Annotated in this window: 9 protein-coding genes; 3 read left to right on the top strand and 6 right to left on the bottom strand. The window is 69.8% G+C overall.

Annotated elements, in window-relative coordinates; translation table 11 throughout:
• Positions 1-80 precede the first annotated feature (80 nt).
• Positions 81-266: a DUF6203 family protein gene (locus ACIBH4_RS27685; protein ID WP_362520729.1), complete on the top strand. Its 186-nt coding sequence runs from the start codon at positions 81-83 to the stop codon at positions 264-266.
• A 325-nt stretch (positions 267-591) separates the two neighbouring features.
• Here the strand turns inward: ACIBH4_RS27685 and ACIBH4_RS27680 are convergent, their stop codons facing one another.
• Entirely contained in the window at positions 592-1,359 is a 768-nt protein-coding gene (locus ACIBH4_RS27680; RefSeq protein WP_362520726.1) for a hypothetical protein, read from the bottom strand.
• Between the two features lie 174 nt (positions 1,360-1,533).
• On the opposite strand from ACIBH4_RS27680, the gene ACIBH4_RS27675 reads away from it, so the two are divergent.
• A complete protein-coding gene (locus ACIBH4_RS27675; protein WP_362520723.1) occupies positions 1,534-3,471 on the top strand; it encodes a cobalamin-dependent protein in 1,938 nt (645 codons plus the stop codon).
• Between the two features lie 279 nt (positions 3,472-3,750).
• Here the strand turns inward: ACIBH4_RS27675 and ACIBH4_RS27670 are convergent, their stop codons facing one another.
• From ACIBH4_RS27670 to ACIBH4_RS27660, 3 genes are read right to left on the bottom strand one after another with little or no spacing between them, the layout of a single operon-like run.
• Positions 3,751-7,095 carry an amino acid adenylation domain-containing protein gene (locus tag ACIBH4_RS27670; protein WP_362770171.1) on the bottom strand — a complete coding sequence of 1,115 codons (3,345 nt, stop codon included), beginning with the start codon at positions 7,093-7,095 and terminating at the stop codon, positions 3,751-3,753.
• A gap of 12 nt (positions 7,096-7,107) precedes the next feature.
• Positions 7,108-8,340: a cytochrome P450 gene (locus ACIBH4_RS27665; RefSeq protein WP_362520717.1), complete on the bottom strand. Its 1,233-nt coding sequence runs from the start codon at positions 8,338-8,340 to the stop codon at positions 7,108-7,110.
• On the bottom strand, positions 8,337-9,095 hold the full coding sequence (locus ACIBH4_RS27660; RefSeq protein WP_362520714.1) for an FkbM family methyltransferase: 759 nt from the start codon (positions 9,093-9,095) through the stop codon (positions 8,337-8,339). Before ACIBH4_RS27660 ends, ACIBH4_RS27665 begins: the two co-directional genes overlap by 4 nt.
• Before the next feature lie 121 nt (positions 9,096-9,216).
• Here ACIBH4_RS27660 and ACIBH4_RS27655 point away from each other — a divergent pair, with 121 nt between their 5' ends.
• Positions 9,217-10,575, top strand: coding sequence for an MFS transporter (locus tag ACIBH4_RS27655; protein ID WP_362520711.1), 1,359 nt, complete (start codon positions 9,217-9,219; stop codon positions 10,573-10,575).
• Positions 10,576-10,594: 19 nt separating this feature from the next.
• Here ACIBH4_RS27655 and ACIBH4_RS27650 read toward each other — a convergent pair whose 3' ends face one another.
• Together ACIBH4_RS27650 and ACIBH4_RS27645 are read right to left on the bottom strand one after the other, a co-directional pair.
• The gene (locus tag ACIBH4_RS27650; protein ID WP_362520708.1) at positions 10,595-11,350 is read right to left on the bottom strand and encodes a thioesterase domain-containing protein; all 756 of its coding nucleotides are present in this window, start codon (positions 11,348-11,350) and stop codon (positions 10,595-10,597) included.
• On the bottom strand, positions 11,347-13,125 hold the full coding sequence (locus ACIBH4_RS27645; RefSeq protein ID WP_362520705.1) for a non-ribosomal peptide synthetase: 1,779 nt from the start codon (positions 13,123-13,125) through the stop codon (positions 11,347-11,349). Before ACIBH4_RS27645 ends, ACIBH4_RS27650 begins: the two co-directional genes overlap by 4 nt.
• Position 13,126 lies beyond the last annotated feature (1 nt).

Raw genomic sequence — 13,126 nt, 5'->3', positions numbered from 1 at the left:
CCGGACGTCGGGAAGGCCCTTACCCGAAGCCGGATGCGCCGCGCTCGTCTAATCGGGCCGCTGGGGGGCAGGGGACCCCTATGAAAAAGTTCTTCAAGGTCGTAGTGGCACGAAGGTTGTCTCGTACACCGATAGGTCTGGCGATCCTGGGGGCGGGCTGGTTCCTGGGACGGCGGCGCAGGCAGCGTGAGCAGGAGCAGGCGGGGCGAGGGCGGGAGTACGCGACGCGGGGTGGCGGGCGTCCGGCCCGCTCCGGCCGCCGCTGAAAACCGCCGACGCCGACGCCGACGCCCCGGCCCTCGCCCACGAGTACTGGCCGTCCCGGCAGGCGCCGGTCGGACGGGGCTCGGCAGGGCGTCGACCGGCTGCCGCGCCTTCCCGTCAAGACACCGGCAAGAAACCGTCAAGACATCGGCAGGACCGAGCGGACGCTCGATGCGGCGAGCGGCGAGAGGACAGCGGGGCGAGAGGACAGCGGGGAACGACGAGACGGCCCGGTCGATCATCGACCGGGCCGTCTCGTCGTTCCCGTGTTCCCCGTGCCGCTTCCGGATCTCCCAGGTGTCCCGGAGCCGCCGGAGCCGGGAGGCTCTAGTTGAACATCGCCTCCATGGTCTCGTGCGACTTCTCCTTCTTGGCGTCGGACTCGCTGCCCCAGCAGGTGTTGAGGATGATCCGGGTGCGGTCCTCCGAGAGCGGGACCGTGCGGTGCAGCGTCGTGTCGGAGCGCAGGAAGTAGATGTCGCCGGTCTCGTGGGCGTAGGTGCTGATCTGCTGCTTGATGAGGTGGTCGTGGACCCGGGGGTCCTCCTTCACCCAGTTGGTGTGGGGGACGCACTGGAGCATGCCGCCGTACTCGCTGCTCGGCGCCTCCATGATCCAGATGAGGGTGAAGCTGAAGTCGCCCCAGTGCCAGCCGTGGGTGTCGCCCTGCTTCTCCTGGCGGATGATGACGTACTTCTCCTCGTCCCAGGGGCAGCCGACGACCGGCTCGTTGGCCAGCCGGCCGAGGAAGTCCTTGAGGGTGGCGGAGTCGTAGAGCTCCGGGATCAGGGTGCTGTCCTGTGCGATGGACTGCTGGCTGACCGTGCTCATCTTCCTCGGCGAGTTGCTGGTCTCCTTGAGGTTGATGTCGATCCGGCGCGCGTGCAGGTCGAGCAGCCGGTCCACCTCGTCCGAGACAAGGTCCTTGATCTCGCCGGAGACCACGTTCCGTAGCTTCACATAGCCGTTCCTGCGGAAATCATGGGAAAGTTTGCGGATTTCCCAGGGGTCCTGAAAGGTCTTTTCGAGATGCTCCGCGATCCGATCGTCGAGTGAGAGCTTCCGGTGGCCGGTCTCGTAGTTGGGAGTCGGCATGCGTTTTCTCCTCCGTGGTTATCGAGTCCGTGGTCATCGAGGTTTTCAGAACCGTAACACGCGATTGGCGGACGCAAATGGTGCGCGTTGTTCGTCCACTCCCGCTGTGAAACCATAAGCGGATTCCAGCCGATCGGCTTCAGCGATTACTCAGACTACGCAGGGACGAGCGTCATGAACACCAAAGTCACATTCGTCGAGCTGTCTGCATTCGAGGCCATCCTGCCCCTCGCCTCCGGTTACATGCAGGCCTACGCACAGCATGACCCCGAGGTGGGGCCGCGATGTGAGTTCGAGATCTTCTCCGCACCCGTGTCCGCGAACCGGGAGGAAGTGATCGACGAACTCCTTGGCAGGCGCAGCGACGTGTACGCCATCAGCTGTTACATCTGGAACATCGGATTCGCGCGTGCCGTGCTGGCCGCGCTGCACGAGCGGCTCCCGAAGGCCCAGTTCATCCTCGGCGGCCCGCAGGTCATGCAGCACGCCCACGAGTACGTCCCCCCGGAGCAGGAGAACGTCGTCGTCTGCAACGGCGAGGGCGAGAAGACGATGGTGCAGTACCTACGGCAGGTCCTCAGCGAAGAACCCGACTTCGCCGCCGTCCACGGGATCAGCTTCTGGCGGTCGGGGGAGCTCGTCACCACCGAGGCCGCCGAGCGGGTGCGCGACCTCATGGAGGTGCCCTCGCCCTTCACCTCCGGCGTCTTCGAGGAGGGCAAGTACACCACCGCCATTCTGGAGACCAACCGCGGATGCCCGTTCAGCTGCGGTTTCTGCTTCTGGGGCGCGGCGACCAACGACAAGGTGCACAAGTTCGAGGACCAGCGGGTCCGCGACGACATCACCTGGATCAGCAAGAACAACTTCGTGTCGATCTTCATCGCCGACGCCAACTGGGGCATGGCCCCGCGCGACGTGGAGCTCACCCGCCACCTGGTGGAGTGCAGCGAGGAGAACGGCTACCCGGTGATGGTCTCGATGGCCGCGGCCAAGAACAAGCCGGACCGCATGGCCGAGATCACCGAGATCCTCGTGCAGGGCGGCCTGCTGACCAGTCAGCCCATCTCCCTGCAGTCGATGAGCTCCAAGACCCTCGAACTGGTCGACCGCTCGAACATCAAGCCCGCGACCTACACCGAGCTGCAGAGGACGCTCAGGGAGAAGCGCATCAGCTCCTACATCGAGCTGATCTGGCCGCTTCCCGGGGAAACCCTCGGCTCCTACAAGGAAGGGGTCGCGGAATTGTGCCGGCTGCGTGCCGACACTTTGATCGTCTATCCGCAGCTCCTTCTTCACAACACCTCGATCCACGCGAAGCGCGACCTTCTCGGAGTGCAGGTCGAACGCGTTCCCAGTGATGTCACGGAAGCCGATGTCGTGGTCGGCACCAACTGGGTCAGCCGCGAGGAGTGCGAGCGCGGCACGTGGTTCTACTACGCGGTCCACTCGCTCTACAACCTGCGCGGCCTGTATTATCTCGCCAATTATCTGGAGAGGTCGGGAACGAGAAGGTTCGAGGACTTCTTCACCGACGCCGCGACATATTTCGAGAGCCGTACGGACACCGAGGTCGCGACTTTCTTCCGCGATTCCGTGGAGAAACTCTGGAACTACGACTTCCACAATTTCGGGATGGTCGCGCATCTCGTCCTGCATTCGCACCGCGAGGAGTTCGACGCACTGCTCGTCGACTTCGCCCGCGGTCAGTCCTGGTGGCGGGACGCCGGGGCGCGGGCGGCGTTCGAGCTCGACCTGCTGGCTCGGCCCTACATCTACCTGGCCAAGCCGAAGCCGCCCCGCTACGACTTCACCGAGCTGGGCGTCGAGTCGCGCGCCGGGGCGCGTGGGAAGACGACCTCGGTCGTGGACATGCCCGCCGACCTGGCCGCCCTGCTCATCGACCTCGACGTGACCGGCCTGGAGGCGGGCCAGGAGCTTCTGACCCGCTTCGAGCTCGACCACCCGCGCGGGCGCAAGCTGCCGTTCATGCCGGAACGCAGCCTGGAGCACAACGCCTCCTACTGCCAGGGCATGGTGCTGCGGCTGCGGGAGTATCTCCCCACCTGGCGGCCCGAGTCCGAGACCGCCGCGCTTCCCGGCCGGCGCTGAGCACCTCCCGTCGCGTCGCCCGGCAGGGGCGCTGAACCGCCTGCCGGGCCGCCCGCGAGGGCACGGGGTCGCCGGGGCCGCCAAGGTCGCCGGGGTCACCGGACCGTACGCGATGAGGGGCGTGGCCGCAGGTGACGAAGAACCGAGGCCGCGCATGACGAGGGCCCGTGAGGATGATCCTCACGGGCCCTCGTCATGCGCGGGTCAGGGGGCCGGGCATCCCGCCGGGCGGGATGTCCCGCCGCCCGAGGCCCGGGCTCGGAGCCCGGGCCTCACGGCTCAGACCTTCGCCCCCGCCTTGGCTTCGGCCTTGGCGAGAGCGCCGTCCACCGCCTCGGCGAAGTCGGCGAGCACCGGGTTCTCGAACAGCACCCGGATCGGCACGTTCACCGCGAACCTCTCCCGCACCTGGGTGATCACCTGCGCGGCCACCAGGGAGTGACCGCCGATCTCCAGGAAGTCGTCCTCGCGGGCGATCCGCCTGAGCTTCAGCACCTCGGCCCAGATCTCGGCGATCGTCTGCTCCGTCGCGGTCTGCGGCGCGTCGAAGTCGTCGTCACCGCAGTCACCGCCGTCGCCGCCGGGCTCTGGCAGCGCCTGGCGGTCCACCTTGCCCGAGGAGGTCAGCGGCATCGCGTCCAGCGTCACGTACGAGGAGGGCAGCATGTACGCGGGCAGCGAGCCCTGCAGGAACCGGTGCAGCTCGCCGGTGAGGCCGCTGCGGTCGGCGATGATCCTGGAGGCGTCGTCGAGCACGACGTAGCCGACGAGCCGGTCGTCGCGCACGCTGACCACGGCCTCGCGCACCCCCGGATAACGGGTGATCGCGGCCTCGATCTCGGCGGGCTCCACCCGGAAACCACGGATTTTCACCTGGTGGTCCACCCGGCCCACGTACTGCAGCCGGCCGTCGGGCAGGTAGCGGACCAGATCGCCGGTCCGGTAGAGCCGGGCACCGGGAGGGCCGTACGGGTCGGGCATGAACGACTGCGCGGTCAGGCCGGGCTTGCCCCGGTAGCCGTGCGCCAGGCCGGTGCCGCCGACGTACAGCTCGCCGGGCACGCCCGCGGGGAGCGGATTGAGCCAGCGGTCCATCACGTAGGCCCTGAAGTTGGCGAGCGGCCGGCCGATCGGCGGTGCGTACGCGGCGGCGGGGTCGCACGTCCCCATCGTGGCGCACACGGTCGTCTCCGTCGGCCCGTAGGCGTTGACGAAGACACGGCCGGGGGCCCAGGTCCGCACCAGCCCGGTCGGGCAGTGCTCGCCCGCGACGACCATGAGCCGCACCGTGTCCAGCTCGTCGCCCTTGAGCGTGCTGAGGAACGTCGGCGGGAACGTGGCCGCGGTCACCCCCTGCTCGCAGATGGCCTTCGCCGTCTCCTGCGGGGTCATGGCCGACGGGTCCAGCACGCACAGTGCCGACCCGTTCAGCAGCGCCATCGTGATCTCCCAGATCGAGGCGTCGAAGCTGAGCGAGGCGAACAGCGCCACCCGGTCGTCGGACGTCAGGGAGAACTCCCGGGACAGGGCCGAGGCGAGGTTGCCGACGCCGCGGTGCGGCACCTCCACGCCCTTGGGCCGTCCGGTCGAGCCCGAGGTGTAGATGAGGTAGGCGGGGGCGTCGGGCGCGGGCGTCAGGCCGGGGCTCGTGCCCGGCTCCTCCGCCTCGATCGTGCGCCACTCGGCGTCCAGTTCGATCGTGCGCACCCGGTCGTCGCGCACCCGGCCCGCGTGCTCGGCACCGGTGAGGACGAGCCGTGCCCCGCTGTCGTCGAGGATGTAGCCCAGCCTGTCGGGCGGCAGCGCCGGATCCAGCGGCAGGTAGACCCCGCCGGACTTGACGATGCCGAGGAAGGCGACGAGCGCCTCGGCCGAGCGGCCGGTCATCGAGCCGACGATGTGGCCTGGCCGCACCCCGTCGCGGATCAGCCGGTGGGCGACCCGGTTGGCGCGCTCGTCCAGCTCCCCGTAGGTCAGCCGCCGCTCACCGGCGAGCACCGCGAGCGCGTCGGGGGCGGCGGCGGCGCGCGCCTCGAACAGGGCGCCGATGCCGGCCTCCTCGTCGAAGGGGGTCTCGGTGCGGTTCCACTCCTCGACCACCAGCCGCAGCTGCTCGGCGTCCAGCAGCGAGAGCGAGGAGATGGGCCGCGCGGGGTCGCGCACGGCGTCGGACAGCAGGGTGACGTACTGCTCGGCCCTGGTTCGGGCGCCCGGCGCGTCGAACAGGTCGAGCCCGTAGCGCATCTCCCCGTCGAGCGAGCCGGGCACCAGGACCAGCGCGAGGTCCGAGGCGAGCGGGAAACGGCCCGCCACCAGGGGCGAGACCTGGACACCGGGCAGCCGCAGCGTGCTCCAGGCAGGGGGTGCCTGGTCGAACTCCGCCTGGTAGAGCGGCTGCACGCCACTGGAGGCGTCCAGCTCCAGCTCCTCGGCCAGCCGGTGCGCGGGGTAGGAGCCGTGCGCGGCCGCCTCGTCCAATGCGTCGCGCACCTGGGCGACGACGGCGGTGAACGAGGGGTCGCCCCCGCAGCCGATCCGGATCGGGAACACCGGGGCGCGCCCTCCGGCGGGCACGGGTACGCCGACCACGACCTCGTCCTGGCCCGACCAGCGGCACAGCGCGACCGCCCACGCGGCCAGCGTGACGGCCCGGGTGTCGGTACCGCCGGCCGGGAGGGTCTCCGCCTGCCCCGACCAGCGGGACAGCGTCATCGCCCGCGCGGCCCGGGTGGCGCTCTCCGTATCGGCCTCGCGCGCCATGGTCTCGACCAGCGCGGCCGTCTCCGGCGGGACGGTGAAGGTCACCCTGGCACCCGTGAAACCGGGTACGGCGGGACGGCTCCTGTCGGAGGGCAGGTCCAGGGCGGGGGGCGTTCCGTCGAGCCGCTCACGCCAGTAGGCGAGGTCTGCGGCCTCCCGGCCGGCGCCGTCGACGGAGGGGTGGCCGTCGGCCGGGTCGGCGGGGGACGCGGCGGCGGTGAACGGGTCGGCGGGGGAGCGGCGGTCACCGGGGACGTGCCCGCCTGCGGACGCGTGGTCGGCGGGGGAGCCGTTCGAGGAGCCGCCGGGGGAGGCGTGGCCGGCGGGAGAACCGTTGGAGGAGGCATCGAAGGCGGCGGAGCCGTTGGAGGAGCCATGGAGCGTGGCGCCCGAGGCGTCCTCGTACGCCAGGGAGATCTCCCGCGCGAGGTCCGCCAGAACGCGTTCGTCGGCCACGAGCCGGTGCGCCGTCACGACGAGCGCGTGGTCGTCGTCGGCCATCCGTGCCAGGGCGATCCGCACCGGCGGGCCGTTCTCCAGGTCGAGGCCCCGGTTGGCCTGCTCGGAGACGAGCCGCGCGAGCGCCTCCTCGCGGCGGCTCGCGTCGTGCCTGCCCAGTTCCACCGGCGAAGGGACGGTGACGCGCCGGGGCGCGGCCCCGGAGTCGCCGGGCAACGCCGGCCGCAGGTCCTCGCGCGCCTCCAGCACGTGTTCCAGCGCGGTGATGAGGGCCTTCTCGTCCACGGGGCCGCGCAACCGCGCCGCGAGCGTGACCTGGTCGGTGTGGTCACCTGAGGGTTTGGCCCGGTAGGACCTCCACCCGCTCTCCTGGATCGGCGACAGCGAAGTCTTACTGTCCGGCATGGGGTGCTCCAATCAGTGCCCGGCGTGGTCGAGTTCGAGATGGACGGGGACGCGGTCGACGCCCCACATGAGGTTCGAGCGCAGTCGCTTCACCGGCCCGGTGAGCTCCATGCGGGCCACCCGGCGGGTCAGCTCCTCCAGCAGCACGCGCAGTTCGAACCTGGCGAGCGCCGCGCCGATGCACAGGTGCTTGCCGAGGCCGAACGTGAGGTGCCTGTTGGGGGTGCGCCCGACGTCGAAGCGGCGCGCGTCGGGGAAGGCGTCCTCGTCGCGGTTGACGGCCGGGTGCCACACGCTGACCCGCTCACCGGCCCGGATGGTCTGATCTCCGATCTTCGTGTCGCGCAGTGCGGTGCGCATGACGTTGAGGCTGGGGGCGGTCCAGCGCAGCACCTCCTCCACGGCGGTCGGGATGAGCGAGGGGTCCTCGCGCAGCCGCCGCCACTCGTCGGGGTTCTCCACCAGGGCGATGACGGCCCCCGCCGAGGCGTGCCTGGTCGTCTCGTTGCCTCCGGTGATGAGGCCGTTGATGTTGAGCAGGATCTCTTCGTCGGTGAGGGGAGTCCCGTCGATCCGGCCGCGGATCAGCACGCTGATCACGTCGTCGCCGAGGTCGTCGCGCCGTTCGGCCAGCAGGTCGGCGTAGTAGGCGAAGATGTTGGCGTTGGCCTCGGCCTTCTCGGCGTCGGAGATGACGTCGTCGGAGGAGGCGGAGCCGAACGCGGTGCGCGTCCACTGGATCATCAGGTCCCAGTCGGCGCGGGGCACGCCCAGCAGCTCGCAGATGACCGAGAGCGGGAGCCTGCCCGCCACCGTGTCGACGAAGTCGAAGGAGTCCTTCTGGGCGTTCTCCTGGAGCATCCCGCCCACCGTCTCGCGCATCGCGCCCTCCAGGCGGCGTACCACCCGGGGGGTGAGCGCGGGGTTCATCACGTCGCGCAGCTGGCTGTGGCGGCCGTCGGTGACGATGAGCATCTTGCCGGCGGCGGCGCGGGCGGCGGACTCGGTCTGCCCCACCTGCATGCCCCGCTCGGAGGTGAAATTCGTCTTGTCGAGATAGACGGCGACGCCGTCCGCGTATTTGGTGAAAGCCCAGAAACTCGGCCCGTCCGACCTTGAGTTCCAGAACATCGGCCGGTGCTCCTGCAGGTAGTGCAGGACGCCGAGGCCGGAGTCGGGGGCCGTGTAGATGTCCGGATCCGCCAGATCCAGATTGTTCAGATTAACGGTCGTGTCCACTGTCATAGGGAATTCCTCCGTGCGTACACGTCGAAGATGTCCGTGTCCTTCAGCAGGGGATCCTGGCCGATGTCGACCTGGAATCCACGACCGGTGAGATCGTCGCGCACGGACGCGAGCCTGCCGTCGATGTCGTGGACCTGCATGACGATTTGGTCGACCGCCTCCCAGTCACCGGGAGCGATTCCGTCCAGGACATCGCATTCGGCTTTCTCGACGTTGATTTTCAACAGTCCTATGCGGTCCACGCCCTCGGTGGCCATCACCTCGGAGATCGTCCGCACCTGGCACTCCTGCTTCTCCGTGATGTGCCTGCCCTCGGCCATGTCGGTCACGTCCTCGGGGGCGAAACCGCTGTTGGCGAGGAATGTCCTGGTCACCTCGGCGTCGTGGTCGACGTCGGTGTACATCCCCGACATCGCGGTGGTCTCCGGGTAGACGGTGATGACCGCCGTTCCCGGGGCGCGGGAGAGCGCGCAGTCGAACGCCTTGGCGTTCAGGCCGTGGGCGGACAGATTCGCGCACAACGCGTCGTAAAGCGGCCTGGCGGGCTCGAACGCGAGAATCCGGGTGCCCGGACATTCCCAATGAAACGCCAGTGCGGCGATTCCGATGTTGGCTCCCACGTCGAACACCGTCATTCCAGGCTCAAGACGAACATCATGCCTGAAGTAGCTTCTGTCGCCCACGATACTGCGATACTGCAGGCTGGTCTCGGCGGGATTGAGCTGGAATACCACATGACCGTCGGGGAGTGTCATCTGGCGTACTCGCTGATTGTTTTCCAGTGTGCCTCTCCGGTGATTTCGCATATCATCACCATTAACAAAAACCTTATTACAGTCAACCAGAGGTGAAACCCGACAAGGACGGAACGATCTCATGGACACTCAGGGAACAGAAGTCAGGGCGCCGGAGGAAAAGCCGCCCTCTCTCTGGCGAAACCCCGACTTCAACCGGCTCTGGGCCGGCCAGTCGGTCTCGGTCCTCGGCTCCGAGTTGACCACCCTGGCACTTCCGCTGACCGCGATCCTCATGCTCCAGGCCACCTCCTTCGAGGTCGGGCTGCTCAACACCATGCGCACGATCGCCGCGCTCCTGCTGACGCTGGTCGCCGGCGTGCTCATCGACCGCTACCGCCGCAGGCCGCTGATGGTCGCCTCCAACCTCGGGCGGGCCGGCATCGTGATGCTGATCCCGATCGCGGCCTTCGTCGGCTTCCTCGACATGTGGGTGCTCTACGTGGTCGCGGTCGTGGTCGGCGGCCTGTCGGTGGTCTTCGGGATCGCCTACGCCGCCTACATGCCGACCCTGCTGAGCGAGGAGCACCTGGTCGCCGGCAACAGCCGGATGGCCGCGACCGAGTCGGTGGGCGCCATCGCGGGATCCAGCGCAGGCGGCGTGCTCATCGACCTGTTCCGGCCCGCGTACGTGATGCTGGGCGACGCGATCGCCTTTCTCATCTCCGCCTTCGCCCTGTCGCGCATCCGTCACGTCGAGCCGCCCGTCGTGCGCCAGGACAGCGGCGGGCGCGGCGCCGTCGCGGCGATGCTCCACGACATCAAGCACGGCCTGAAGGTCACCTACCGCAACGACTACGCCCGGCCGCTCATCATCAACTCCGCCGGGGCGAACTTCGGGTCGATGATGATCCTGACCCTGTTCCTGCTGTACGCGGCGAGGGAACTGCAGCTGTCGGGCACCTGGATCGGCTTCATCTACGCGATGGGCAGCATCGGCGGCGTCGTCGGCGCCGTCTTCGCGAGCAAGCTGTTCGAGAAGCTCGGCTACGGCCGAGGCATCATGGCCGCCCTGATCGCGTTCCGGGTGCTGTGCTTCACGCCGTTCGTGGCCGGCCCGCAGTGGCTGCAGATCACCCTGTTCTCGGTGATCTGGTTCGTCACCGTGTTCGGCGTGGTGGCCGGCAACATCGGCCAGCTCACGCTCTTCCAGTACGTGATCCCCAACCACCTGCGGGGCCGGGTCATCGGCGCGAGCCGCGCGGTCTACCTCGGCATCCTGCCGCTGTCCGCGATGCTGGCCGGCGTGCTGGGCGAGCTGATCGGCATCAAGCCCGCCATCTACGCCGGGGCCGCGTTCCTGCTGCCCTGGATCATCCTGCTGTTCCGCTCCCCGGTGCCGCACCTGCGCAGGCTTGAGGACGCCGAGCTCCTGCAGGACGACAAGGAGCCCGCCGAGGCCGAAGGACCCGGCGGGCGCGAGGACGGCAAGGGCGTCTGAGGTCAACGGCTCGGCTCGTTCAGCCGGGGACACGCGCGGACATGCTCCGCGAGATCTCGTCCAGCAGGGCGGCGGGCGCCTGGAGGTAACTCCAGTGCCCGCCGTCCAGCACCGTGTACCGGGCCTCGCCGTAGGACTCCCAGCCGGCCATCTGCTCCGGGGGGATCTGCGTGTCGCCCGACCAGCCGATCGCGGTGATCGGGCACGGCAGCTGCACCGGGTCGGTCTTGTCGAAGCGGCCGTAGGCGGCCACGTCGGCGCGCATGACGCCCGCGGCCATCTCCACCAGCTCGGGCATCGGCTCGGCGCCACGCGCCCGCATGAGGTCCGACACCAGCGCGCCGACCTGCTCCTCGTCGAGTTTGAGGATGCTCGGCCACGACGCCCGGTGCGGCGGGACCATCGAGGAGGCGAACAGGTGGCCGGGCAGCGGGCCGCCGCGCTCCATGAGCAGCAACGTCGCCTCATAGCCGATGAAGACCGTGCCGCAGTGGCTGATGAAGCCGAACGGCCGGTCCAGGTAGGGCTCCAGGCCTTCCAGCATCTCGGCGGCGACGGCCGCGTAGCTCTCGAACAACGGCTCGCGCAGCCGGTTCTCCCTGCCGGGCAGCTGGACGGGGCACAGCTCGATCCCGTCCACCTCGGCGGGCCAGCCGTGGTACATCGACGCCCCCGCCCCCGGATAGGGCAGGCACCACAGCCTCGCCCTCGCCTCGGGGTCGGGGGTGCGCAACAGCCACGTGGGGCGGCTCCTCCTCCGCTTCCTCTCGGTCATCTCGTCCTTCCTTCCGCCTTGATGTTCCTGATGAGGGTCTCGGGGGTCGGCGCCCGCAGAAAGTCGCGCAGCCGGATCCGCACGCCGTAGCGCGTCCCGATCCGGTCGACGAGACGGGTGGCCGAGAGGGAGTCGCCGCCTGAGCGGATGAAGTGGTCACCCAGCGCGCCGCGCGCCCCGAGCTCCTGCTCCCACAGCTCCAGCACCCCCGCCGTCACGGGGTCGGTGTCCCTGCCGCGCCCGCCGTCTCCGGGGGGAGCGGCTCCCCTCGGGGCGCCTGCTTCCGAAGGGCCACCGGCTCCCGGGTGATCGGTCGCGCGGGAATCGCCCCAGGAGGGCGCGGGCAGCGCGCGCCGGTCCACCTTGTTGCCGGAGTTCAGCGGCAGCCGCTCCATCGCGGTCCAGGCGACCGGCACCATCGGTGCGGGCAGACGCGCCGAGGTAAAGGCGCGCAGCTCCCCGGCCCAGGTCTCGCGCACGGCGCCGTCCCGGACGACGTAGGCGCACAGTCTCAGGTCACCCCCGGGACCGGGCACGCCCGTCACGACGCACTCGCGCACCGCGGGGTGTTCGAGCAGTACGGCCTCCACCTCCGCGGGCTCCACCCGATGGCCACGGATCTTGACCTGCTGGTCGACGCGGCCGTGGTGCTCAAGCCGCCCGTCCGGCCGCTCCCGCACGAGGTCACCGGTCCGGTAGACGCGGCCTCCGCCGCCCGACGGGTCGGGCAGGAAGCGTTCCGCGGTGCGGGCGGGCTCGCCCAGGTAGCCCCGGGCGAGCTCGGGCCCGGACACGAACAGCTCACCGACCTCGCCGGCCGCGACCGGAGTCAGGCCGGAGGTGAGGACGGGCACGCCGACATCGGGCCAGGCACGCCCGATGGGGGGCCGGGCGCGCCTGGCGGCCTCGTCGGCCGTGATCGAGGTGCAGCGGTCCTCCAGTGGGACCAGACAGCTCGTCACGCCGTTGGCCTCGGCGGAGCCGTACTCCACCGCGACCTCGAACGGCAGGTCGGGCGAGGGCCACACGCGCACCGCGTCACTGCCGACCGTCATGAGCCGCAGCGCCGTCCGCTCGGGCCACGGCAGGCGGTACAGCAGCTCGGCGAGCGGCATGTTCACGTACGCGCGGGTGATGCCCGAGGCGACCATCCAGTCGCGCAGTTCCGGTGGCGAGCCCGCGGTCGCCGCGTCGGCGACGTGCACGCTCGCGCCGGAGCACAGGTAGGGCCACAACTCCACCACCGAGACCGACGAGGCCGGGGGAGCCAGCCAGCTGGAGCGGTCGGCGGGGGTGATGCGGTACGCCTCGGCGTGGGTGGCGACCCGGTGGGCGATCGCCCGGTGGGTCACCCCGACGAGCTTGGGCCGCCCCGTCGACCCGGAGGTGTGCACCGCGTACGCGAGCTGATCCGCGTGCACGGGGACGCCGGGACCCTCGCCGGAGGGTTCGGCGTCGAGGGGGCCGTCGATCACCACGGGGCAGTCGTCGAGGATCGCGGCGACGCGGTCCTCGGGCCAGCCGGGGTCGAGCAGCACCGCCGCGCCGCCCGCCTTGCAGACGGCGAGCAGCGCGACGAGCAGGTCGGGGGAGCGGTCAAGCCGCAGGGGGACCAGGGTCTCGGGGCCGACGCCGCGTCGCAGGAGCGACCTGGCGAGGCCGTTGGCACGGGCGTCGAGGTCTCGATACGTGAACAGGACGGCCCCGGAGACCAGGGCCGTCCTGTTCGGTGCCTCGGACGCCTTCTTCTCGAACAGCGTGTGGACGGCGTCCACC

This window comes from Streptosporangium sp. NPDC050284, from assembly GCF_044459525.1.
Lineage (GTDB): Bacteria > Actinomycetota > Actinomycetes > Streptosporangiales > Streptosporangiaceae > Streptosporangium.
The sequence above is the reverse complement of the archived record's forward strand: the minus strand, read 5'-3'. Positions and strand labels throughout refer to the sequence as shown.

What these genes read in the sequence shown, in the direction of transcription:
- ACIBH4_RS27650 (WP_362520708.1), bottom strand. Translation starts at nt 11,350, where the DNA reads ATGACCGAGAGGAAGCGGAGGAGGAGCCGCCCCACGTGGCTGTTGCGC.
- ACIBH4_RS27675 (WP_362520723.1), top strand. Translation starts at nt 1,534, where the DNA reads ATGAACACCAAAGTCACATTCGTCGAGCTGTCTGCATTCGAGGCCATC.
- ACIBH4_RS27670 (WP_362770171.1), bottom strand. Translation starts at nt 7,095, where the DNA reads ATGCCGGACAGTAAGACTTCGCTGTCGCCGATCCAGGAGAGCGGGTGG.
- ACIBH4_RS27665 (WP_362520717.1), bottom strand. Translation starts at nt 8,340, where the DNA reads ATGACAGTGGACACGACCGTTAATCTGAACAATCTGGATCTGGCGGAT.
- ACIBH4_RS27685 (WP_362520729.1), top strand. Translation starts at nt 81, where the DNA reads ATGAAAAAGTTCTTCAAGGTCGTAGTGGCACGAAGGTTGTCTCGTACA.
- ACIBH4_RS27655 (WP_362520711.1), top strand. Translation starts at nt 9,217, where the DNA reads ATGGACACTCAGGGAACAGAAGTCAGGGCGCCGGAGGAAAAGCCGCCC.
- ACIBH4_RS27660 (WP_362520714.1), bottom strand. Translation starts at nt 9,095, where the DNA reads ATGACACTCCCCGACGGTCATGTGGTATTCCAGCTCAATCCCGCCGAG.
- ACIBH4_RS27680 (WP_362520726.1), bottom strand. Translation starts at nt 1,359, where the DNA reads ATGCCGACTCCCAACTACGAGACCGGCCACCGGAAGCTCTCACTCGAC.